The following is a 21,416-nucleotide window of genomic DNA, read 5'->3' on the forward strand; positions in this document are numbered from 1 at the left end:
AAATGACGTTTTTTGATTGCTTATGAACGATTATGATTGATTGTGGAAGCGATTTCAAGTATTATCTATTTAACAGAACTTTTACTCTATTAAAAGTAGGTGATAACTTGCTGACCAACGAACGGCATGCCTATATTTTGGGGCTGCTCGAAGAAAAGCAGACAGTCAAAATACAAGAACTGGTGGAATCGACAGGTGTCTCGGAATCAACCATCCGAAGAGATCTGACCGATCTCGAGCAATCGCAAAAACTCGAGCGCGTTTTCGGTGGTGCAATCCTGCCAGGGCGAAATCTGATGGAACCCAGCATTTCCGATAAGTCCACCCGGTTTCTGGAAGCGAAAATCAGGATCGCAGAATATGCCTCCTCGCTCGTCCAACAAGGAGACAGTGTGTTCCTGGATGCCGGCACCACAACCTTTCAACTCATTCCATTTTTGAAAGACAAGGATCTGGTGGTTGTGACCAACGGGCTGACGCTCGTCGAAGCACTTAACGAACAGGGCATCACCACTTATTTAACGGGTGGATTGATGAAGCCGCGAACGGGCGCGTTTGTCGGTTCCCACACGATCCAAGCTTTGCAAAATTATCGGTTTGACGTCTGTTTTCTGGGCGTAAACGGGTTTCATCCGGACTATGGCTATACGACGCCGGATCCCGAAGAAGCAGCCGTCAAACAGCTGGCCAGTTCCTTGGCACGCAAAACGTATGCGCTCGCTGATCATTCCAAATCCCATAAAATCAGTTTCGCCAAAATTATGGATTTGGATCGCGCCACTTTAATTGTAGATGAAATTTCCAAAGAAGCCAATGCTGGGCTCCAAAAAAAGACAATAGTAAAGGTCGTGACACCATGATATACACCTGTACGATTACGCCTTCCATCGATTACACAGTATATGTACCCGAATTTGAAAGCGGGAAACTGAATCGGTCGGAAGAGGTCTACTACTACCCGGGAGGGAAAGGCATCAACGTTTCCCGCGTCCTAAAGCGTTTGGGCATTTCCAATCAAGCACTTGGCTATGCTGGAGGCTTTACTGGCAGTTTTATAGAAGAGTTTTTAAAAAATGAAGGCGTCGATGCAGATTTTATTCAAACGGCTGAAATTACCCGCATCAACGTTAAGATTAAGTCTGATAAGGAAACCGAGCTGAACGGTCCAGGACCTGAACTCAATCAGGCACAGCTTGAGGCATTGACCGATAAAGTAAGCCAGATGAATGGCGGTGACTGGTTTGTTCTCGCTGGCAGCTTGCCAAGTTCGATTCCGGCAGCTTACTTTTTGGAACTGGCGAAAATCTGTCAGGCGAACGGAGTCCGTTTCGTACTTGATACGTCTGGACCGGCACTCCAAAGCCTGATCGACACGCCGGTTTTCCTCATTAAGCCCAACCAGCAGGAACTGGGTGAATTGTTTGGTGTGGAAATTGCCAGTCTGTCGGATGCTTTCCATTACGCCAACAAGTTGGTGGCGCGGGGCACGGAACATGTAGTTGTTTCCATGGGTGGAGACGGGGCGCTGCTCGTGACAAAAGACACGGCGTTGATTGCGAAGGCGCCACAAGGGACTGTTGTCAATACCGTTGGTTCAGGTGATTCGCTAGTATCTGGTTTTATCGCTTCCTACGCGACAGACCAAGATTCTGAGCTGGCCTTTCGCTACGGCGTTGCAAGCGGCAGTGCGACGGCCTTCCGATCAGATTTATGCCGCAAAGAAGACGTTGAGAAATTACTGGAGGAAGTACAGATTTACCCATATGAAGAAAAGGATGTGACACTATGAAAATCACTCAACTTTTAACAGAAGAAACCATTATCTTGAATCTTTCCGCAACAACGAAACAAGAAGTGCTGGAAGAACTGGCGTCCAAATTGGACCGCGCCGGCAAATTATCCGACAAACGTGCATTCACGGCCGCAATTTTGGAGCGTGAAAGCCAAAGTACCACCGGCATCGGAGACGGCATCGCGATACCGCACGCCAAATCTTCTGCAGTAAAATCACCAGCCATCGCTTTTGGCCGTGCAACTGACGGACTTGATTTTGAATCGCTCGATGGCCAGCCGGCTAACTTGTTCTTTATGATTGCCGCAAGCGAAGGCGCCAATGACGATCATTTGGAGGCGCTGTCACGCCTTGCGACCTTCTTAATGGACGACAAGTTCCGAGCCAATATTCTTGCCGCTCAGTCAAAGCAGGAAGTGCTCCAAGTAGTCTCTGCGAAAGAGGCTTCTGTGGAAGAACCGGAAACAGCAGCGGAAAATATTCCGGTTGATAGCACTCAAAAGAAAATTTTAGCGGTTACCGCTTGCCCAACCGGCATTGCGCATACGTATATGGCGGCTGAGAAACTAAATGAACGCGCCAAAGAACTGGGCATCGCTTTAAAAGTGGAAACCAATGGCTCGAGCGGTGTCAAAAATCGTTTGACTGCGGAAGATATCGCCGGAGCGGATGCCATTATTGTTGCGGCAGATACGAAAGTCGAAATGAGCCGTTTTGACGGCAAACCGGTCATCCAAACGGGCGTCGGCAAAGCGATATACGAAACGGACAATTTATTGAACCGTGCTGTAACGGGTGATGCACCGACCTACAAGCACGACAAATCAAAAGACGAAGCCGATACGGGTGAAACCAAAGGCGGATTTTACAAGCACTTAATGAACGGTGTATCCAATATGCTGCCGTTTGTGGTCGGTGGTGGTATCCTTATTGCCATCTCATTTTTCTGGGGCATCAACGCCTCAAATCCAGACAGCCCTGAATACAACGAATTCGCTGCCATGCTTAATACCATCGGCGGCGGCAATGCCTTCTTCTTAATGGTTCCTGTCCTTGCCGGCTTTATCGCCATGAGCATTGCTGATCGGCCCGGATTTGCGCCAGGTATGATCGGTGGTTTGATTGCCATTACGGTTACCGGTGTTGAAGAAGCAAACGGCGGTTCCGGATTCCTCGGCGGATTGATCGCTGGTTTCCTTGCCGGTTATGTAACGCTTGGGGTTAAGAAGGTATTTTCCGGATTGCCAAATTCCTTGGAAGGCCTGAAACCGGTCTTGTTCTACCCGGTCTTTGCCATTGCCATTACGGGTATTGTCATGATGCTTGTGAATCCACAGCTGACGAAAGTCTACACAGCGATTTCTTCTTTCCTTGAAAGCTTGGGCGGCACGAACTTGGTGCTTGTCGGATTGCTGCTTGGCGGCATGATGGCGATCGATATGGGTGGTCCAATCAACAAAGCAGCTTATACATTCGGCATTGCAATGCTGGATGCGCAAAACTTCAACTTTATGGCAACGGTTATGGCGGCCGGAATGGTTCCTCCGCTTGGTTTGGCACTTGCTACGACGTTGTTTAAAAACAAATTCACCAAACCGGAGCGTGAAGCCGGCAAAACGGCGTACGTCCTCGGTGCCTGCTTTATCACAGAAGGTGTGATTCCGTTTGCTGCAGCCGATCCGGCTCGTGTCATTCCGGCTACAGTAGCAGGAGCGTCCGTCACTGGAGCCTTGGTGATGCTGTTTGACATCGGGCTGCGCGCTCCTCACGGCGGCATCTTTGTTGTCGGTCTTGTTGACGGCGGGGTTGGCAGTATCTTGATGTATGCTGTGGCCATTATAGCCGGTGCGGTTGTCACTGCACTTGTAGCTGGTACATTGAAAAAACGTGTGGCAGTAGCCGCATAATCTCCGACCGTTTCAGGACCAAAATCCTGAAACGGTTTTTTTTTTGAATAAACGAAAAAAATTTCATAGAAGAGGAGAATGACGTCTGATTTCCATTGAATTTGGGTATTGAATAATTACAGCTGGAGCCGCGGATTTGAAGCCATACAGGGATAAAAGAGGGGGAAGAGGTGAAAAAGCCGATCATCATATACAAGGGGGAACCTGAGGGATTCATCGGGTGTTTCATTTGACGGCAAGTGATCAAGCAAGGTACAAATTTTAGAAAGGAATAATACGACCGGAGGGAGCTGCTGGCAATGAACATGGTAAAAAACACGGATTTTTTCTGCCACTTCAATCAGGCTTTCTTTCACGGAGATCGACAATTTATCGAAGAACATATTTCAGAGGATGTGGTGTGGACCATTGTCGGTTCAGAACCCATCATCGGAAAATCAGCTTTTCTTGACGCTGCATTTGGTGTGGAGGACGGTTATAAGGATGTCGATTTTGTAATTGATCTTTCTGTTGCTGCCAATGGGCAAGCAGCAGTTAAAGGGACGATGAAAAAGAAGGGAACTGCAGATGAGCCAAAAGTTTACGCTTATTGTGACTTTTATGTAATGGACGCGGAAAGCGGACAAAAAGTCAAAGAACTGACGACTTTCGTCATTGAAATAAAAGAGTGACAGAATAAACTTTAACCCCAGCTGAAGACTGGGGTTTTTTTGCGGGTAAAAATACTAAATAAAAGATAAACGATGGAGAGTTTAATAAATGTAACAATTTACATAAGGAATAAAAAATAAGTTCAAAATCAGTTATTAAGTTAAGAAGAGTGCACAAACTTCTCGAGTGAGTTGATTTAGCATTTGTGCTAATATGAAAACAATATCCATAATTCGAGGAGTGACTTTATATGACCATCGTTTGCCTGATTCGCCACGGTGAAACGGATTGGAATGCATTGGGGAAGATCCAGGGAAAAACCGATATTCCTTTGAATAGTATCGGAGCCCAGCAAGCTGAAAAATGCGGGGTATATTTAACCGCTTCTGACTGGGACTTAATTATTACGAGTCCACTGCAGCGAGCGCGTCGTACCGCTGAAATTGTCAATGAAATTTTGGATCTGCCGCTCGTCGAAATGGAAGAGTTTGCAGAAAAACATTTCGGTGACGCTGAAGGGCTGACTTTTGAAGAGCGGGCTTTAACTTTTCCGGACCGGCTTTACCCAAATCAAGAGGACAACGATTTTTTCCATGAGCGCTTAGCAGTGGGGCTGAAAATCATCCATGACCGTTATCCGAACAAGCGCGTTCTCTTGGTTTCCCACGGAGGGGTTATCAATGCTATTCTGGCGAAGTTGTCGGCCGGAGAAATCGGCTCCGGTAAAACACGCTTATTGAATGCTTGCCTTAGCCACATTCAATTTGATCAAAACCATTGGGTTATTCAAAACTACAACCAAGTGAGCCATTTAGAGCCTTCACTGAGTCAGCGGCAGATTTAAATTTTTTAGCTTTCATATAAGAATATTAAACAGCTAGCTTACAGATTTAAGTTCTGTCAGTCTAGTTGTTTTTTTCAAGGAAAAGGGACATTTGGATTTTTACTGGAAAAAGGTTACACTAAAATCAAGAAGGATTGACGGAACATTCTGTTCAATGAAGATAGACGGATAGGAAGGAGAGAGTAGAATGGATTGGCTTATCTTATTTTTCACCATACTAAGCATAACGGGTATCATTATGGTGTTCCGTGGCATGAAGAATAAGTCGCTGGCGCTAACACTATCGGGTGGTGGCGCATTATTAGCTCCGCTCTTGTTCTTTAATCATTTAGGTCCTCTTCTGCCGATGATCCCACCAACTGTATTGGGCATTCTTTATCTTACCCAGAGAAAGTGGGATTCTGCATAGTTCTAGTTGCCAATAGAAGCGTGAGTGAAAGGAGTGAGCAACATGCCAAACTGCCAAAATTGCAATTACCAATTACCAATGGAGTTGGTTAGAGACATTCAAAATGGGGGTTAAAAGCAGCAAACGATGCTCATCTTGCCAAAAGAGGCAATATGTTTCTATGAAATCAAGAAAAGGCCCCTATTTCTTCTATATGATCCCATTGGTAATCCTATTAGCATCAGGTCCGCTCTTTGATTTATCCATGGCAATGTATAGTGGTTTAGGAATTTTGCTCGTTGTTTTCTTATCGGTGCTTCTTCCTTTTACTATCAAACTTTCAAACGAGCAAGAACCGCTTTGGTGATATAAAATACACCCCGGTTTGAAAAGCCAGAGCTTCTCAAACCGGGGTGTATTTTATCCTTTTTTCTCAATAGCTGCCTTGTCTTTATCTAAGCGATATACATAAATGGCCAGTGCTGCCATAAATAAAGCTGAATTAAACCAAAAAACCAAATCAGCCAGCACGCCGTTAAAAACCAACGTATTTATTGCAGTGATTGCGTGCATCAGGACGATGAGCAAAATCAAAATAGTGGCAGTCTTCATTCAATCACTCCGTTTCTTTTCTCATTATAGAGACATGCTGGCGATAAATTCAAGCCTTTGTCTACACAGGCAAGCTAACAACGGTAAAATCCCATCGATCCTACGAACCGAGACAATGAGGCGTGAATGTTCGACGCTGTCATGGGATAATAACAAAGAGACAGTCAGATGCAGAGGAGAAATAGAAATGGTTAAATGGAAAGAGGAAATGATGATCGATGCTTCAATTGAAAAGGTTTGGAGCTTGTTCAAAGATGAAAATATCCAAAAACTTATGCCGAAAGTGGAAGAACACATTCTGCTTGAAAACAGCCCGGATCAACTAGGCGCCAAACATGCCCAAAGCTACCATGAAGGCAACCAGCTGCAAACCTATATTATTGAAACAGTCGGCTATGAAGATTTGCCGGATAAGAAGCTCAAGCAAACCCAATTCGACATGGGGCAAAGCTTTCATGTCTTTTATTCGTTTACACTTCTAAAAGAAGGTGAAAACCGGACAAAATTCATTTACGAGGGAACCAATAAAGGAAAAGGCTTGATGGGCAAAGCCATGCTGCTGTCTGGCAGCAAACAGGCGCGTCAGCAAACTGTCACGGCATTTATGAAGCGGGTGCAGGACGAAGCCTTAAAATTATAAACAGGGGGAATTAGGATGGTCCAGTGGAGCGAGAAACGCGTGATCAACGCACCGATTGAAAAAGTATGGGATTTGTTCTCAGATGAGCGGCTGCAGACCATTATGCCGCAGCTGGAAAAGCATCAGTTGGTTGAAGGGCCGCCGAATGGAGTCGGCTCTAAATACGCTCAGCAAAACCGAATCGGCCCACGAGTAGTCAACTACGTCATGGAAATCACAGCTTACGTCGATACGCCCGTGCAAAAGCAAAAAGACATCGGGTTTGTCGCGGCCGGGTTATTTAATATTCGCTTGAGCTTTGTGCTTTCCCGCATAGATGACGAAAAGACCTTATTTGTCTATAGCGGCTCTACTACAGGGGCAAATCTGGTCGGGCGCACCTTGCTGAAACTGGATCAGCAAAACAGCAGCAAGCAGGAAGTGGAGGATCTGATGGCACGGGTCGCAGAAGAGGCCGAAGCGTGAAAATCTATATTATTGGATCCGTAGGGAGCGGCAAAACCACATTGGCACGGCAGCTTTCAGCCAAATTGGCTATTCCGCATTTTGAAACAGATAATTTTGTCTGGCAGCGGCAACGAGGCGGGGATGTCCGCAATACGGAGCTTGCCAGAGACGAACAGTTTATTTCAGCGACCAAGCAAGATGAATGGATCATCGAAGGGGTGCATATCGGATGGACGAAAAAAGCTTTTCAAGAAGCGGACCTTGTTGTATTTTTAGATGTTCCGTACCACACAAGAAGCTGCCGTTTTGTTTTACGGTACATGAAGCAGAAGGTGGGGAAGGAGGCTTCCAACTACAGACCGAGCCTGGTTATGCTCAAAAAAATGTTTGGGTGGAACCGTTATTTTGAAGAAACCATAAAAGTGCAATTGTTGCAGCAACTGAAAACGATGCCAGACAAAACCGCAGTGCTTGCAAACAATAAGCAAATCGAAGCGCTAAAGGCACGAATCGCTAAAAACCGTGCCTAATTTCTTTTCACCTTTTACTATGTAAATAACTACATAAGGTATTAGATTTTAAATCAAAAACGCTATCAACAAAAAAATAGATTTAACTCTGCAAATAAATCAACACAAAAAGTTAGAGAGTTTTTGTGCTAAAAATTTAGGTTTTAAAAAAGTTCTAGATGGCAGGAGACTGTTAAATTTTGTATCATTAAGAAAAAACACATAGTTCGACAACTACAGGCAGGGGGAATCAAATGTGATTAAGGTTTATGAAAAAGAGCAAGTCTTGTGCGTGGAAGGTGTTCTTGAAGAAACCGGCAGCAAAGTATTTGTCTATCTAGTAGATGGGATGCTCATCGATACAGGCGCTGAAAAACTGCAAGAAGAGCTGATAGATTTTTTGAACAACCACTCATTTGATCAAGTAGTGTTGACACAACATCACGAAGACCACACTGGTAATGCGTCGTGGCTGCAGCAAAATCAGGATATTCCGTTTTATATCCATCCACTGGGCATTGAGGTGCTTGAAGCAGATGGAGACTACCCAGCTTATCGGAAAACCACTTGGGGCAACCGGAAAGCGTTTCAAGCTCGTCCGCTCGGCAATCAAATCCGCTCCCGCACACTCGATTGGCAAGTTATTCATACGCCTGGCCATGCAGAGGACCACGTGGCTTTATTTCACAAAGACTCTGCGCGTTTGTTTGCAGGTGATTTGTTTGTATCGCCAAAAACACGCGTCATGATGAAAAGCGAGTCCGTCTCGCTCATCGCGGCATCTTTGCGCACCTTATTGGCATTGCCATTTCAATCAGTGTTTTGCAGCCATGCGGGCTTTTTGGAAAACGGGCGCATGCTGCTCGAACAAAAATTGACGCATTTGGAAAGCCTCCAGCAAGACATTATCGAACTTTACAAAGAAGGGCTGCACCCACGCGACATCAATCAACAGCTTTTTCAAAAAACATACCCCATCGTCCCGTTTTCAGAAGGGGAATGGGATACCTGCCACATTGTTTCATCTGTTGTTGCGGATTACGATGCTAAAATGGCTCGGCATTTGCAGCCCCGGGCCAATACCTTGGGGATTTTAAGAAGAGGCAATGAAATTCTGCTCGAACAGCAATTTGCCGCTCATTCAGGAGGATCCGGTCCTTTTTACCGGCCGCTCGGGGGCACCATTGAACTGGGAGAGCCTTCCGCCAGTGCATTAAAACGAGAGTTTAAAGAAGAAATCGGGACCGACATCCACATTGTGCGTTATTTGGATGTGGTGGAAAACATCTTCGCATTAAAAAGTCAGGTCTTCCATGAAATCACCCTTGTGTATGAAGTTGAATTTGAAGATGCCCGCTTACTCGATAGCGAGCAGTTTGACGTCACAGAAGGCAGCAAAGTCACCCAGGCAAAATGGGTCAGTTTGGAAGAGTTGGCGCTGGATGAAACAACTTTATATCCGGTCGGTTTATACGACCTCATCCAGAAGTTGCCGGACCTTGTGAAACCAAGCAAATGATGGGAAAGAATATTTGGCAAAATTTTGGTATACTGAAGAAATTAAACCGGGTTATTGCCGGTCAGGATTGGTGTTGAAGAAAAAATGCCCTCCATGAATTTTTTCATAATGTTGCTGGAATTGTTTGTCGTGGCGCTATTCATTTATTACGTCAGTGGGCGTTTAATGGGATCTAAAGTTAATTTCACTAAACGAATTCTTTCGGTCTTGTTGGGTGTGAGTTTGACTACATTTGTTTATTGGTACTCTTACTTGCGCTACACGGATTTTTTAAGCGAAAATATTGTGTTCGCCGTTCTGGATGCCAGTTCGCTCATCTGGATTGGCAGCATGCTGCTGATTTCGATGCTGTTTTATTTGTTTTTTGAGCTCTTCGACCCCATTGAACTCGGGGAACGGGGAGAACGCATCACTGGCCAGAAGTTTATTTACCACCGGCTGCGTCATCGGTGGCGACGTCAAAAACGCCTGAGCCAGGTGCTGGAAATTGCCGTTCGAAACGGCTTTTCACGGACCATCCGGTATGCCCGCCATCGGGAAAGCAACCGGGATTTTGCCATTGCGTTTCGCGACACGCTGGAACAAAGCGGCGGGATCTTTATCAAGTTCGGACAAGTATTGTCAACGCGCACAGAGCTGTTTTCTCCGGTTTTTATCGAAGAATTGGAAACCTTGCAGCAGGATGTCAAACCGCTGTCCAGTGAGCAAGTAACGGCGATTTTAAAGAACTCGTTATCGGCGAGCGTTGAAGATGTTTTTTCGGAATTTGATATGGAACCTTTGGCTGCCGGTTCAATTGGCCAGGTGCACCGGGCCGTTTTAAGAAAAACCCAGGAAGACGTCGTCATTAAATTGCTGCGGCCTGAAGTCAAAGGCATTATGCGCAATGACTTGGATATTTTGGTCGAATTTGCTGACTGGGTAGCCAGCAAATCGAAATGGGCCGAAAATATTGGATTCCGCGAACTGGCGGTTGGTTTTGCAAATGGCTTGCGGGAAGAAATCAATTTTGAAATCGAAACCCGCAACACCATCCAAATTGCGAATGCCTTAAAGAAAAGCGATTATCCGGTTAAAATTCCACATGTGTACCGGGAATACAGCAACGACAACTTGATCGTTATGCAGTATTTTAAAGGGAAAAGTGTTTCTAGAGGACAAGCCGTGTTTGACCAGTTTGATGTGGACCAAAAAGAATTCGGACGCACCGTCCTGTTTTCCTTTTTTGAACAAATGCTGTTTTCCGGTATTTTTCACGCCGATCCGCATCCTGGCAATATCTTTATCGACCAACAGGATGGAAAACCGATTCTGCTGGATTTTGGTGCTGTCGGACGGCTCGCTGCTCCACAACAGGACGGATTGAATTTGTTTATCATAGGAGTCCAGCAAAATGATGCAGAAGTCATTTGTGACGCCATTCATGTCTTGGTGGAAGACAGCAGCCAAATCGATCGCCAAAAACTTGAACAGGCAGTTGGCCAATTGCTGTTGAAGATTGCATACGTCGATAAAATTCAAACCGAAGAACTGATTCACGCGATGTTCGATATTGTCCGCGAATTCGGCTTGGCGTTTTATCCTTCTGTCGGCATGGCACTTCGGTCCTTAATCAGCTTAGACAGTACGCTGCACACCATAGACCCGAAATTTGATATGTTTACAGAAGCCAAGGTCTTTGCGAAAAAGTACAAAACGGCTGTGCTAAAAAAACCGTTTACCGAACCGCGTGAAACAAAACAGCGTTTGGAAGAAGAACTGGCTTTGCTGATTCCAGAAATGATGAAATTGCCTAAACGCGCAGATCAATTGATCCAGCGCATCGAAGGTGGAAAAATCATTCTGCATCACGATGTCTTTTCCGATAAGCACAATGCCAACTTCGTTCTCCAGCTGTTCTCCCGATTCGTGCTGCTGATGTCCGGCATCACCTTTGGATTGGTGTCAGCAGGCTTACTGGCCATTGCCCAATTCATTAATACCGAATACGCCATCTACTTGAATACAGCCGCTTACACAGGCTTGTTCTTATGTGTCATCTTGCTCGTCAGGCTGTCCATCCAGGCGATACGCGATATGAAACGAAGCACCACCTAAAAAACTGCATCCTTTTCAGGGATGCAGTTTTTTTATTGGTGATTCATACAGATTTACTTACTTGTTAATCCATAATTTACAAGAATGCGATAAATAGAAGGGTGAACACAATGCTGATAATGATGGAGACCAGCCATTGAAACTCTCCCTTTGTGCCCACCAGTTTGTTGACTACCAAACTGATGAGGAAAATAGCGGCAAAGACCACTGCAAATAGTAAAAGAAAATACAGCATCAATAGATTGTCATCCTTTCATCAGGGCTTCCTGTAAATAATTTCTGCATTCCAAATCTACAAAGATGAAACAGCAGCTCCAAAAGCAACAAAGAAAACAAATAGGTAAAGAATTCCCATTTTCTTCATGCCAGTCTGGAGCTTTTCCACCCCAAAGGATAAGAAAGAAAGGGAAAGTAACCCAAACATTAATTGAGGCGAAAGGGCGAAGCGATCATTGAAAAGCCCCAGCAAAACAACCAGTAAAACCAACAATGCCAAACCGATATTGAATTTTCCTAACACGAGGAACCTCATCCTTTCTAGAATTTTACATAGTTTTACCTTATCATACTTTTAAACCCAGCTATAGTTGGGTTGTATATTACACTGAATGAAAAACCATTCCCATGTTGGTTAAGCTTAGTTCATTGACATATCGAACTTATTCGATATACAATGCATCTATGGATAATTTAAATGAGTTGGATGTATTTAAAGCTTTGTCGAATAAGACCCGTCTGGATATACTGAAATGGTTAAAAGAGCCTGAAAAGAACTTCCCAAAACAGCAAGCGCATTTGCCGAAGGAGGTAAGCATCGAAGGTGGCGTTTGTGTTGGGGATATACAGGACAAGGTCAATTTATCCCAATCCACGGTTTCGCATTACCTGTCACTTATGCAAAAGGCAGGGTTGCTAGAAGCTGTACGCTATGGCCAGTGGACGTATTACAGACGGAACGAAGAGACTTTGGCTAAAATTGCAGAATTCGTGAAACAGGAGATTTGATTCCGTTATGGGATCAAATCTCTGTGTACTTTCCATATCGATTATTCTAGATATATCAATATTTACAGATTCCTGACTGGTGTAAAAGGATGGGGAACATGCACAACAAATAAACTATGAAGTTGGAGTGAACTGTTTTATGGCTGCACGAGCGAAAGAAGATGTATTAAGCACCAAGCAAAAAGTATTGGCATTTACGTTAACCTTATTGACCTTTGTTATGGGAACGAGTGAATTTGTCATCGTTGGATTGTTGACAGAAGTGTCAAGTGATCTAAATATCACCTTGGCTACTGCCGGAACGTTAATATCGGGATTTGCCATCGCATATGCAATCGGCACACCGTTGTTGACCGCTTACGTCAGCCGGTTTCCCAAATACCCGTTAATGCTCTTATTCATTTCCATCTTTATAGTGGGCAACGTCATCAGTGCGTTGTCAGGATCATATGAACTGTTGATCGTATCGCGCATCATCACGGCAGTCGTCAGCGGTGTGCTGATTGCCATCTCGATGAGCATTGCAAGCGACACGATGCCTGAAGCTAAAAAAGCATCCGTGATTGCCTTGGTGTTTGCCGGATTTACGATTGCCAATGTCTTGGGCGTGCCTTTAGGGACATTTATTGGACAGCTGGGGAACTGGCAGCTGACGTTTTGGTTTACCGCGCTATTGGGTGTCATCAGTTTAGCCATTAGCATCTTTATTATTCCGAAGCACTTGCCGGTCGAAAAAGCCTCTGCGAAAGAACAATTAAAACTATTAACCAATCCGAGGATGGTGTTGGCATTCTTTATTCCAACATTCGCGATTGCGGGGACCTACACAGTTTACACGTACATTACCCCAATTTTAGAAGAAGGACTTGGCATCCCAACCCGCTACATCAGCATCATCTTGCTGGCTTATGGTGCATTTTCCATTCTCAGCAATGTCTTGGCAGGGAAGATTGCCAGCCATAACGGCATCAGCAAGCTGCGGTTTGTGTTTATCGCGCAGGCCATCATCCTAGGTTCGCTGTTCTTTACGATGCAATCGACCATTGCCGGACTCATCAGCATCATGCTGATGGCGGTCATGATCTACGTCATGAACGCGACCATTCAACTGTACTTGATGAACTTGGCAGCTGTGTATTTTCCTGCAGCGAAAGATTTCGCTTCATCGTTAACGCCAGTCGCTGTTAACATCGGAATTGCGCTCGGTGCAACGCTCGGCGGATATGTAGTTGCAAACGCCAGTTTGATTCACTTGTCGTGGGTCGGCGGACTGTGTGCGCTGATTGCATCGGGACTGGCATTTATCAGCTACCGGTTGGATCAAAAAGAAGAAACCGTAAAAAAACCCGCATACCAAGGTTCGGGATTATAAGGCAAATTGACACTCAGCATAGTGCTGGGTGTTTTTTTTGTGTTGTTAAACTAGATTGAGACATGAAAGAGGACGCTTACATAAATAATGGTGATGTTCTAAAGCAATTTGGCAGGAATTTTGCTGTGGGTGCCGATAGCATACTTAGCAGCGGAGTGATTAGCAACATGTGAGACAAATCCGGATTTTACAGTTGGCGTCAGCGGTGTAAAGAAATATCAGCAATTGAATCAAGAAAGTAAAACAAAAATAGAAATGGCAACTAGATTAGAAATTGCTAAGTAAGAACATGAATAAGTTTAAATAAAATTTCAAAATTTGGATGGGATGATTATTATTGAGATGGATCATGCAGAAAGAAGTTGCTAAAAACTAGAGAAGATGTATGACAAATTTTAAACTGAATTTACAGGTGAATGAATAAAGAACGAGGTTAGGCGCAGCATGTATAGAAGATCGAAGTAAGAGGAGAGTTCATGGAAATCAGCCGCTTTCTTTGAATTTTAATTTTAGTTGACATAATATAAATTATCGGAAGTAGTGTTTCGTTCAAAAAGTATACTCATGACAGTGAGACGGAACGGATTTTCTATCTATTTTGGGCATATTTTGCGCGTTTTATCTTTGTGTGTGTTTAGCTGGATTGTTATCTTTTTCAAGCATTTTCTATATGGATCTGTTACTGAAGAATTTTTAGAGCGACAAAAATTCTTCAGTAATTTAGAATCGTCAGATCCAATATGCTAATTTCTATGGCTTTCAACTGAACTGAGAATTTCTATGGAGAATTTGCTTAACGGCTTTATTTTTTCGGCTAAACTACATCACCAGCAAATTCCACCGGTGTCCGTCCAAATCCGCAAATCCTGCGCCATACAATCCTTCAACTTCTGCAGGTTCGCCAAAAACAAATCCACCTGCTTGTTTTACCTTGCCAATGATCTCCTCAAGTTCTTCTCTGGTGTCCACAGATATCGAAAATAACGCTTCTGTCGACTGCTCGGTATCCGTCATCGCATTGCGTGTAAATCTCTCGAACCGCTCATCTTGCACCAGCATCACGTGCACCTGGTGGTCGCCTACGACCATTCCCACCATTTGGTTATTTTCCGCACCTCCGTCCATAATTTTTACACCAATGTCCTGAAAAAACGTCGTTGCTTTTCCTAAGTCCTTAACTGGCAAGTTGATCCATAATTCTTTCATAATGTTTCACCTCCTTATGCGTTTCTACCATTAAATTTTAGTCCAATTATCAGAATATTCATAGCAAAAATCTCCAATTAGAGCTAAAGCTTTATTGTTTTAGCAGAAACTAAGGGAAATTATTAATTCTTGTTAAAAAAATTCTTATTATCTAAGATATACCGATATTATACAGATTTACTTATTGATTCTTGATAATATTAAAGGAAAACAGAAATGAGCGATCTCTTTGCCTACATTCCCGGATACAGCAGCTTATCCCCTTCTTTTTCAGCGCACCCATTCTTTTATCGTTCCAAAAGGACAAGCGCAGCATCAACCGCTCCACCGCCACCCTGAAACAGTGGAATTGCATTTGATAACGGAAGGAACAATCGAATGCCAAATTGATAACAACCTTCACCTAGTCAAAGCTGGGAGCATTTTGCTTATCCAGCGAGGCAGCTGGCATGAACTGAAATACCCTGCAGCATCGCAGCAAAGCGGATATGGTTTGTCTTTTATGCGGACCCCTTCGGCAATGCCCTTGCCTGAAAACGGCTTCCCAGTGGTTATCCCAATCAGCCATCCGGCCCAGCTGGAAGCTTTGTTTGTTCAATTGCAAACAGAAACCGCGCAGCCTTATGAAGATGGCACTCGTGTTGCCCAACACGTCATTGCCCTGCTATTGGCATTGGTAAATCGCTCGTTGCCAAGTTGCAAACCGGTCTCGCGTTCACCTGCTGATCTGATTTTGGAAGTGCAGCACTTCATGGAAGAAAACCATTGCCGCTCCCTGTTGCTAGAAGATCTTGCCGCTAAGTTCAACATGGACAAGTACCAGTTGGCGCGTCTTTTTAAGCGTCATCAAAAACCTCAGTATCTGTTATTGCACACACCATAGGCTACAAAAGCGTGACGCAGTTCCAAGCAGCGTTTAAACATGCAGTCGGCATAACACCCAGGGAGTACCGAATGAGAGTTCCAAACTAATCGGTGGTTTTTAGGAATTATTTTTAATTTGTTAAATAAAAATAAAATTGGCATTAGTTTGAAAAATACTCTATCATCATAGATAGAGAGCCGATTCTTATGACGAACGACGAGTATTTGCACTATTGAATTGCTAGGAGGTCCTAATCGTGGAAAGCGAAAAAAATAGTTTTAAAACCTCCACTAACAAGAGCCTGCCCATTTCGACAGGTCTGCTCTATGAAGAATTATTTGACGGTATGGTCCACAATGCTCCCGTCAGCATGTACATATTAAATGGATGGACGTATTCGTATGTCAATCAGCATTTTTGTGAGTTGATGGGCTATAGCGAAGCAGAGATGCTCAGTGGGCGCGTCACCCCCGGCACCTTGATTCACCCGGATGATTTGGCTGTTATCCAAGCACGAATTTTATCTGACTACGCCGTCCAGGATACTTATGCACGTTACCGCGTCCGGGTGTACAGAAGCGACGGGCAGCTGCGCCACGTTGAAATCCATTCGAACAAAAAAGAACGGGAAGGCAAAAACATTCTGTTCGGGACGGTAATAGACGTTACCGCAGAAGTCACCGCGAATTTGCGGTTAAAAGAAAACGAAGAGCGGCTGAATTCCCTGTTCACGTTCAATCCAGATGCCGTTTTCACGTTTGACACTGAAGGGAATTTTACTGCCGCCAATCCCGGATGTGAAACATTGTCCGGCTATTCCATTGCAGAAATTCTCCAATTGACCTTTGCGCCTTTTATTGTTCCAGAAGATCTGCCGACCGCACACCTGCATTTTGGCAACGCGTTAAACGGCATCGCCAATACCTATGAAATCACCATCGTCCGTAAAGACGGTGAAAAGCGCCATCTTTTGGTAACCAATTTCCCGATGAAAGCGGGCGGAAGCATCATCGGCGCTTATGGCATTGCCAAAGACATCACCGATAAAGTCAACTACAAAAAGCTGATTGAAGAATTGGTCTTTATTGATCCCTTGACCCGTTTGCCAAACCGCAAATTATTTGAAGAGCGGTTAAAAGAGGTCCTTGCACAGACCAAAGAGAAAAAACGTCCGACTGCCGTACTGTCGTTAAACCTGGATCGTTTTAAATTCATCAATGATTCATTTGGTCACCAGTTTGGCGATGAGTTTCTGAAGGACATTGCCCACCGGCTTTTGAACACCGTCGAACAAGACGATACCGTGGGACGGTTTGCAGGAGATGAATTTGCGGTGTTGGTGTCAAACCGGGACCAGCAAGACGTTTTTGAATTGGCGGAACAGCTCCATCACTCACTGGCCAAACCATTTGAAACGCAGGGCCATGTGGTAACCATCTCGGCGAGCATCGGCATCGCCTTTAGCACAGGAACAGAAGAAGCCATGGATGCCCTGATCAAAAAAGCGGACGCTGCCATGTACTACACCAAAAAACACAAAACCAATCCATACACGGTGTATTCCGAAGAACTGGACCAGCAATCGGCGGACCGCCTGACAATTGAAAGAGAATTAAAGTCAGCGCTGACCAAGCAAGAAATGGTGCTGCATTATCAACCCATCACGGATTTGAAGACCCGTCAGTTGAGTGCCATGGAAGCGCTGATCCGCTGGAATCATCCGGAACTGGGCTTGGTGCCGCCGGACCGCTTTATTCCCATTTCTGAAGAAACCGGACAAATCGTTTCGATCGGCCGCTGGGTCCTGCATACCGCATGTACGCAAAACAAAGCGTGGCAAGACCAAGGCCATCCGCCGATTAAAATTTGCGTGAACATCTCTACCATCCAACTGCAGCAGCCCAATTTTGTCCAAACCGTTAAGGCGATTTTGCAAGAAACCGGACTGGCTGCCAAGTGGCTGGAACTGGAAGTAACCGAAAGTATTTTATTGGTGGACACGGACCTGCTTAAATGCAGTTTGCAACGCTTAAAAGACTTGGGCGTTTCCATGTCCATTGATGATTTCGGCACCGGTTACACCTCTCTTAGTTATTTGCGGCAATTTTCATTTGACCGCGTCAAGATCGACCGCAGTTTTATCGAAGACATCAGCAAAAACCGAAACGGCAAAGCCATCACAGCAACCGTTATTTCACTTGCGCATCAGCTGAACATGACCGTTGTAGCAGAAGGCATTGAAGACCATATCCAATTGGAGTTTCTGCAAGCGAATCACTGCGATGAAGGCCAAGGTTATTACTTTGGCCGGCCATTGCCTGCAGAACTGCATGATTTGTCTATCCGCTTTACAACATGATGATAAAAAGAGGCGGCCGAATTTATTCGGTCGCCTCTTCCTTATATGTTTTTAAGAAGGCGGTGCACTGTCTTCCACATAGGCATCAATAACGATCGGTTTCCGGCTAAGCTTGGCTTTTGCCAATGCGTCTTTCAGCTCACTGCGGGTTTTTGCCGTATAGCCTTCCCCGCCGCAAGCATGCGCAAATGCCGCAAAGTCGATATTGGCCAGATCGGTTTCAGTTGCTTTGTTGCCCATTTCTTCTTGTTCGTGTTCAATCAATTGGATTTTCTGGTTGTTGAACACCACCAGGATCATCGGCAAGTCGTATTTGACCGCCGTGACAAAGTCCTGCATGCCCATGGAAAAGCCGCCGTCACCGAGGAGCGACACCACTTGCTTGTCTGGATACGCCAGTTTCCCGGCAATTGCACCCGGCAAACCACACCCCATGGTGCCAAGCCATGCCGATACGACGAGTTGCTGCTGAGTCAGCTGCAAGTAACGCGCCGCCCATAAGGTCACGCTGCCGACATCGAGTGAGACAACCGCATCCCGCTCCAAAATGGCCTGCACTTCTGCAATGACATGTTGCGGCTGCAATCGCTCGGTTTCTTTTGCCATGTCGCGCTGCAAGGTGTCGTGCCACGCTTTGCGTTTTTCCTGGTATTTCAACAAGAAGTCGTCTTCTTTGTCATTTAGGTGCGCCATCAGCCATGCAGCAGCTGGCGCGAGTTCTCCGACCAAACCGACCAGCACCGGATAATACTTGCCGATGGCTTTCGGATCGATATCGATTTGAATGGCGGGCACGTCATCCGGCAAATACTCGCGGTAGGGAAACGCAGTCCCCGCCAAAATCAACAGGTCTGCTTCTTTCATCGCCCGTTCTGCCGGATCGGTGCCAAGTTGCCCCAATTGCCCCAGGTTCTGCGGGTGGTCATCGGGAATCAGTCCTTTTGACGGAAACGAGGCCACGAGCGGCGCTTTTAATTTTTCGGCAAATGCCAGCACCTGTGCCACACCGCCTGCTGCGCCTTTTCCAGTTAAGACGACCGGTTTTTTCGCCGCCTGCAGCAATTTCAAAGCCGCCTGCAAGTCTTCCTCACCAGCCCGGATATTCGGTCTGGCGTAAGCCGGAGATGTCAACGCCTTGTCACGCTTAATCTTCACTCCAAACAAATCATCAGAGACAATGAGCACTGCGGGGCCGGATTCGGCATAGGCCGTCCGGATCGCCTGATTCAGCATATCCGGCAGCTGCTCCGCTTTTTGCACACGCCGGTTGTAGACTGTGGCTTCTTCAAACAATGACTCCATTTTTAATTCTTGAAAACTGTCCGTGCCGACCAACTCGCTGCTGACCTGGCCAACAATGGCGAGCATGGGCGTTTTGTCTTTTTTGGCGTCGTACAAGCCGTTTTGCAAATGAATGGCCCCCGGTCCTGCAATGGAAAGGCAAACGCCAATGTTGCCGGTCAATTTGGAATAAGCGGACGCTGCGAGCGCACCGGTTTCTTCGTGGCGGATTTGGATAAACCGGATGTCGTCTTCTTTACGTAGTTCTTCCATCAATTCATTGATGGAGTCTCCGGGCATTCCGTAAATGTGGTCGATGTTCCACGCTTTCAACAATTCGACCACGTGGCTTCCTGCTGTCTGTTCAAACATGTGGACATTCCCCGCTTTCTAAAGTTTCGTACTGGCCTTATCTCTAGCTCATACCTCCCGCTCGGTGGAGTTAAACGTGCGGCCATGAAAAAGAGCTCCGCTCAGACGTCTTCGCCTTAGCGGAGCTCTTCAGTTTACTTGGCTCAGCTTTTGTCATCGGAGGTACATGTTTCCGGCAGGTAATCCGGATGTGCGTAGATGTGCTTGAATTTCCCGCTCTTCGGATGAACGTGCGGCAATCGGTCAGACAAGAACACATCCACCTGCAGGCCGTGATCACGGAAAAACGACTGCAGCACTCTTTTAGCGGCGGCAAATGCTGCTTCCCGGTCTGGTGCCTGCAAACGCAGCTCCAGTTTGTCTTCGCTGTGCTGAATCAGTTGGAACCGTTCAATTGGGGCACTTTCCGCAATCAGCGACTGAAGCGACAGCGGGGCGACTTTCACGCCGCCTGCAAAGCGCAGAATGTCATCGGTACGTCCCTCGAGCTCGATCCACCGGGTTGCTCTGCCGCAAGGACACGGATCGCTGTGGATCGTCGCACGGTCTGTCACCACATAGCGGATGAATGGCTGCGTGTAATTAAACAGATTGGTGATCAACAGCTGTTCTGCGGGAAATCCGTCTGGAATCGGCTGAAAATCAATATCGACGGCTTCGACAATCAACCAGTCTTCATTGAGGTGATAGCGTCCTTCCAAACATTCACACGCCATGGTTCCGGCTTCTGTACAAGCATACGTGGATTGCACAGTGCAGCCGAATGCTTGCTGGAGTTTCCGTCGCAGTTCCGCACTCAAGTGCTCCCCACCGGCCATAATCAGCACCGGTGTGATTTGCAGCGAGCCGTTTTGCTGATAAGGCAACAGCAGTTCTAAGGCAGTCGGGTAGCCGCCAAGCAGCGCCGGTTGAAAGTCGTTCAATTGTTGGACAATGCTGTCGGTGTCTTGCCGGACATCGACAATGATTTGGTTTTTTCTCCACGGCATGCGCCGCTGGTTCCAGCGCACCGTGCCATTGCCCAAGTAAAAGCCGCCATCCACAAACAAGCCGGCCGTGCGTTTGCCGTTTTTCAAGAAAGCCAGCAAGTCCGCGCGCCGGGCCACGCCCCGCAACACGGCGATGGCCGATACGACGTTCATCGTGGTTTTGTCATACAGCACAATGGCTGGATGCCCCGTGGAACCGGAAGTTGTATTAACCAAGTAGCGCCCCTCTATCTTCCGGCCGATGTTGTCGGTGTTTTCCATAAAGTGCTCAATGTCTTGTTTTGTGAGGGACGGATCGGTAACCCAATCGTCAAAATGATTCATCAGCTCATGCTTTTCGGTGACTGGCAAGTCTTTTAAGTGCACCGCTCTGTTCAGGTGACTCAGCCTCTTTTCGAAATAAGGACTGTTTTTTTGGGCGTATCCGACTAACTGTGCGAGGCGCTCTTGCTGCAGTTCGATTAGTTGCTGCCGGCTAAGTGACTGCGAACGGTAAGTCATACGCAAAGCGCGAAAAAGCCCGATGCCTTTCATACAGATTTCTCCTTTCTACAAACAAGT

The 21,416-nt window shown here is 45.9% G+C and carries 23 protein-coding genes; 17 read left to right on the plus strand and 6 right to left on the minus strand.

Annotated elements, in window-relative coordinates; translation table 11 throughout:
- Window positions 1–107: 107 nt before the first annotated feature.
- The 7 genes from AC4EHK_RS08655 (at window position 108) to AC4EHK_RS08685 (ending at window position 5,949) form a co-directional block, all read left to right on the plus strand.
- Complete coding sequence (locus AC4EHK_RS08655; protein WP_490978395.1) at window positions 108–860, plus strand: DeoR/GlpR family DNA-binding transcription regulator; 753 nt, start codon at window positions 108–110, stop codon at window positions 858–860.
- Window positions 857–1,789 carry a 1-phosphofructokinase gene (gene pfkB, locus AC4EHK_RS08660; protein WP_490978396.1) on the plus strand — a complete coding sequence of 311 codons (933 nt, stop codon included), beginning with the start codon at window positions 857–859 and terminating at the stop codon, window positions 1,787–1,789. The genes AC4EHK_RS08655 and pfkB overlap by 4 nt, the downstream gene beginning before the upstream one ends.
- Window positions 1,786–3,699 (plus strand): PTS fructose transporter subunit IIABC, encoded by a 1,914-nt coding sequence (locus AC4EHK_RS08665; RefSeq protein ID WP_490978397.1) that lies wholly within the window; start codon window positions 1,786–1,788, stop codon window positions 3,697–3,699. The genes pfkB and AC4EHK_RS08665 overlap by 4 nt, the downstream gene beginning before the upstream one ends.
- Before the next feature lie 299 nt (window positions 3,700–3,998).
- Entirely contained in the window at window positions 3,999–4,370 is a 372-nt protein-coding gene (locus tag AC4EHK_RS08670) for a nuclear transport factor 2 family protein (protein ID WP_490978398.1), read from the plus strand.
- A 230-nt stretch (window positions 4,371–4,600) separates the two neighbouring features.
- Window positions 4,601–5,194 (plus strand): histidine phosphatase family protein, encoded by a 594-nt coding sequence (locus AC4EHK_RS08675; RefSeq protein ID WP_490978399.1) that lies wholly within the window; start codon window positions 4,601–4,603, stop codon window positions 5,192–5,194.
- Window positions 5,195–5,381: 187 nt separating this feature from the next.
- Window positions 5,382–5,603 carry a hypothetical protein gene (locus AC4EHK_RS08680; RefSeq protein ID WP_490978400.1) on the plus strand — a complete coding sequence of 74 codons (222 nt, stop codon included), beginning with the start codon at window positions 5,382–5,384 and terminating at the stop codon, window positions 5,601–5,603.
- Window positions 5,604–5,667: 64 nt separating this feature from the next.
- On the plus strand, window positions 5,668–5,949 hold the full coding sequence (locus tag AC4EHK_RS08685) for a TIGR04104 family putative zinc finger protein (RefSeq protein WP_490978948.1): 282 nt from the start codon (window positions 5,668–5,670) through the stop codon (window positions 5,947–5,949).
- A gap of 53 nt (window positions 5,950–6,002) precedes the next feature.
- Here AC4EHK_RS08685 and AC4EHK_RS08690 read toward each other — a convergent pair whose 3' ends face one another.
- Entirely contained in the window at window positions 6,003–6,194 is a 192-nt protein-coding gene (locus AC4EHK_RS08690; RefSeq protein WP_490978401.1) for a hypothetical protein, read from the minus strand.
- Window positions 6,195–6,381: 187 nt separating this feature from the next.
- Here AC4EHK_RS08690 and AC4EHK_RS08695 point away from each other — a divergent pair, with 187 nt between their 5' ends.
- From AC4EHK_RS08695 to AC4EHK_RS08715, 5 genes are all read left to right on the plus strand, one after another.
- The gene (locus tag AC4EHK_RS08695; RefSeq protein WP_490978402.1) at window positions 6,382–6,834 is read left to right on the plus strand and encodes an SRPBCC family protein; all 453 of its coding nucleotides are present in this window, start codon (window positions 6,382–6,384) and stop codon (window positions 6,832–6,834) included.
- A gap of 15 nt (window positions 6,835–6,849) precedes the next feature.
- Entirely contained in the window at window positions 6,850–7,299 is a 450-nt protein-coding gene (locus tag AC4EHK_RS08700) for an SRPBCC family protein (RefSeq protein ID WP_490978403.1), read from the plus strand.
- Window positions 7,296–7,811 (plus strand): P-loop NTPase family protein, encoded by a 516-nt coding sequence (locus AC4EHK_RS08705; RefSeq protein ID WP_490978404.1) that lies wholly within the window; start codon window positions 7,296–7,298, stop codon window positions 7,809–7,811. The genes AC4EHK_RS08700 and AC4EHK_RS08705 overlap by 4 nt, the downstream gene beginning before the upstream one ends.
- A gap of 235 nt (window positions 7,812–8,046) precedes the next feature.
- Window positions 8,047–9,309: an MBL fold metallo-hydrolase gene (locus AC4EHK_RS08710; protein WP_490978405.1), complete on the plus strand. Its 1,263-nt coding sequence runs from the start codon at window positions 8,047–8,049 to the stop codon at window positions 9,307–9,309.
- Window positions 9,310–9,402: 93 nt separating this feature from the next.
- Entirely contained in the window at window positions 9,403–11,406 is a 2,004-nt protein-coding gene (locus tag AC4EHK_RS08715; RefSeq protein ID WP_490978406.1) for an ABC1 kinase family protein, read from the plus strand.
- A gap of 76 nt (window positions 11,407–11,482) precedes the next feature.
- Here AC4EHK_RS08715 and AC4EHK_RS08720 read toward each other — a convergent pair whose 3' ends face one another.
- Together AC4EHK_RS08720 and AC4EHK_RS08725 are read right to left on the minus strand one after the other, a co-directional pair.
- The gene (locus AC4EHK_RS08720) at window positions 11,483–11,644 is read right to left on the minus strand and encodes a hypothetical protein (protein WP_490978407.1); all 162 of its coding nucleotides are present in this window, start codon (window positions 11,642–11,644) and stop codon (window positions 11,483–11,485) included.
- Window positions 11,645–11,698: 54 nt separating this feature from the next.
- A complete protein-coding gene (locus AC4EHK_RS08725; protein WP_490978408.1) occupies window positions 11,699–11,926 on the minus strand; it encodes a hypothetical protein in 228 nt (75 codons plus the stop codon).
- Window positions 11,927–12,087: 161 nt separating this feature from the next.
- Here AC4EHK_RS08725 and AC4EHK_RS08730 point away from each other — a divergent pair, with 161 nt between their 5' ends.
- Together AC4EHK_RS08730 and AC4EHK_RS08735 are read left to right on the plus strand one after the other, a co-directional pair.
- Complete coding sequence (locus AC4EHK_RS08730; protein WP_203339970.1) at window positions 12,088–12,411, plus strand: ArsR/SmtB family transcription factor; 324 nt, start codon at window positions 12,088–12,090, stop codon at window positions 12,409–12,411.
- Window positions 12,412–12,550: 139 nt separating this feature from the next.
- On the plus strand, window positions 12,551–13,783 hold the full coding sequence (locus tag AC4EHK_RS08735; RefSeq protein WP_490978409.1) for an MFS transporter: 1,233 nt from the start codon (window positions 12,551–12,553) through the stop codon (window positions 13,781–13,783).
- 819 nt (window positions 13,784–14,602) lie between these two features.
- On the opposite strand, the gene AC4EHK_RS08740 is transcribed toward AC4EHK_RS08735, so the two are convergent.
- Complete coding sequence (locus tag AC4EHK_RS08740; protein ID WP_490978410.1) at window positions 14,603–14,989, minus strand: VOC family protein; 387 nt, start codon at window positions 14,987–14,989, stop codon at window positions 14,603–14,605.
- 229 nt (window positions 14,990–15,218) lie between these two features.
- On the opposite strand from AC4EHK_RS08740, the gene AC4EHK_RS08745 reads away from it, so the two are divergent.
- The 3 genes from AC4EHK_RS08745 (at window position 15,219) to AC4EHK_RS08755 (ending at window position 18,213) form a co-directional block, all read left to right on the plus strand.
- Window positions 15,219–15,872, plus strand: a complete 654-nt coding sequence (locus tag AC4EHK_RS08745) for a cupin domain-containing protein (protein WP_490978411.1) — start codon at window positions 15,219–15,221, stop codon at window positions 15,870–15,872.
- An 11-nt stretch (window positions 15,873–15,883) separates the two neighbouring features.
- Window positions 15,884–15,961: a hypothetical protein gene (locus AC4EHK_RS08750; protein ID WP_490978949.1), complete on the plus strand. Its 78-nt coding sequence runs from the start codon at window positions 15,884–15,886 to the stop codon at window positions 15,959–15,961.
- Between the two features lie 149 nt (window positions 15,962–16,110).
- Window positions 16,111–18,213, plus strand: a complete 2,103-nt coding sequence (locus AC4EHK_RS08755; RefSeq protein ID WP_490978412.1) for a putative bifunctional diguanylate cyclase/phosphodiesterase — start codon at window positions 16,111–16,113, stop codon at window positions 18,211–18,213.
- A gap of 51 nt (window positions 18,214–18,264) precedes the next feature.
- Here the strand turns inward: AC4EHK_RS08755 and AC4EHK_RS08760 are convergent, their stop codons facing one another.
- Together AC4EHK_RS08760 and AC4EHK_RS08765 are read right to left on the minus strand one after the other, a co-directional pair.
- The gene (locus AC4EHK_RS08760) at window positions 18,265–19,866 is read right to left on the minus strand and encodes a thiamine pyrophosphate-dependent enzyme (protein WP_490978413.1); all 1,602 of its coding nucleotides are present in this window, start codon (window positions 19,864–19,866) and stop codon (window positions 18,265–18,267) included.
- Between the two features lie 143 nt (window positions 19,867–20,009).
- Complete coding sequence (locus tag AC4EHK_RS08765; RefSeq protein WP_490978414.1) at window positions 20,010–21,389, minus strand: phenylacetate--CoA ligase family protein; 1,380 nt, start codon at window positions 21,387–21,389, stop codon at window positions 20,010–20,012.
- Window positions 21,390–21,416: the final 27 nt, after the last annotated feature.

Source organism: Planococcus sp. TJ-307, from assembly GCF_058268435.1.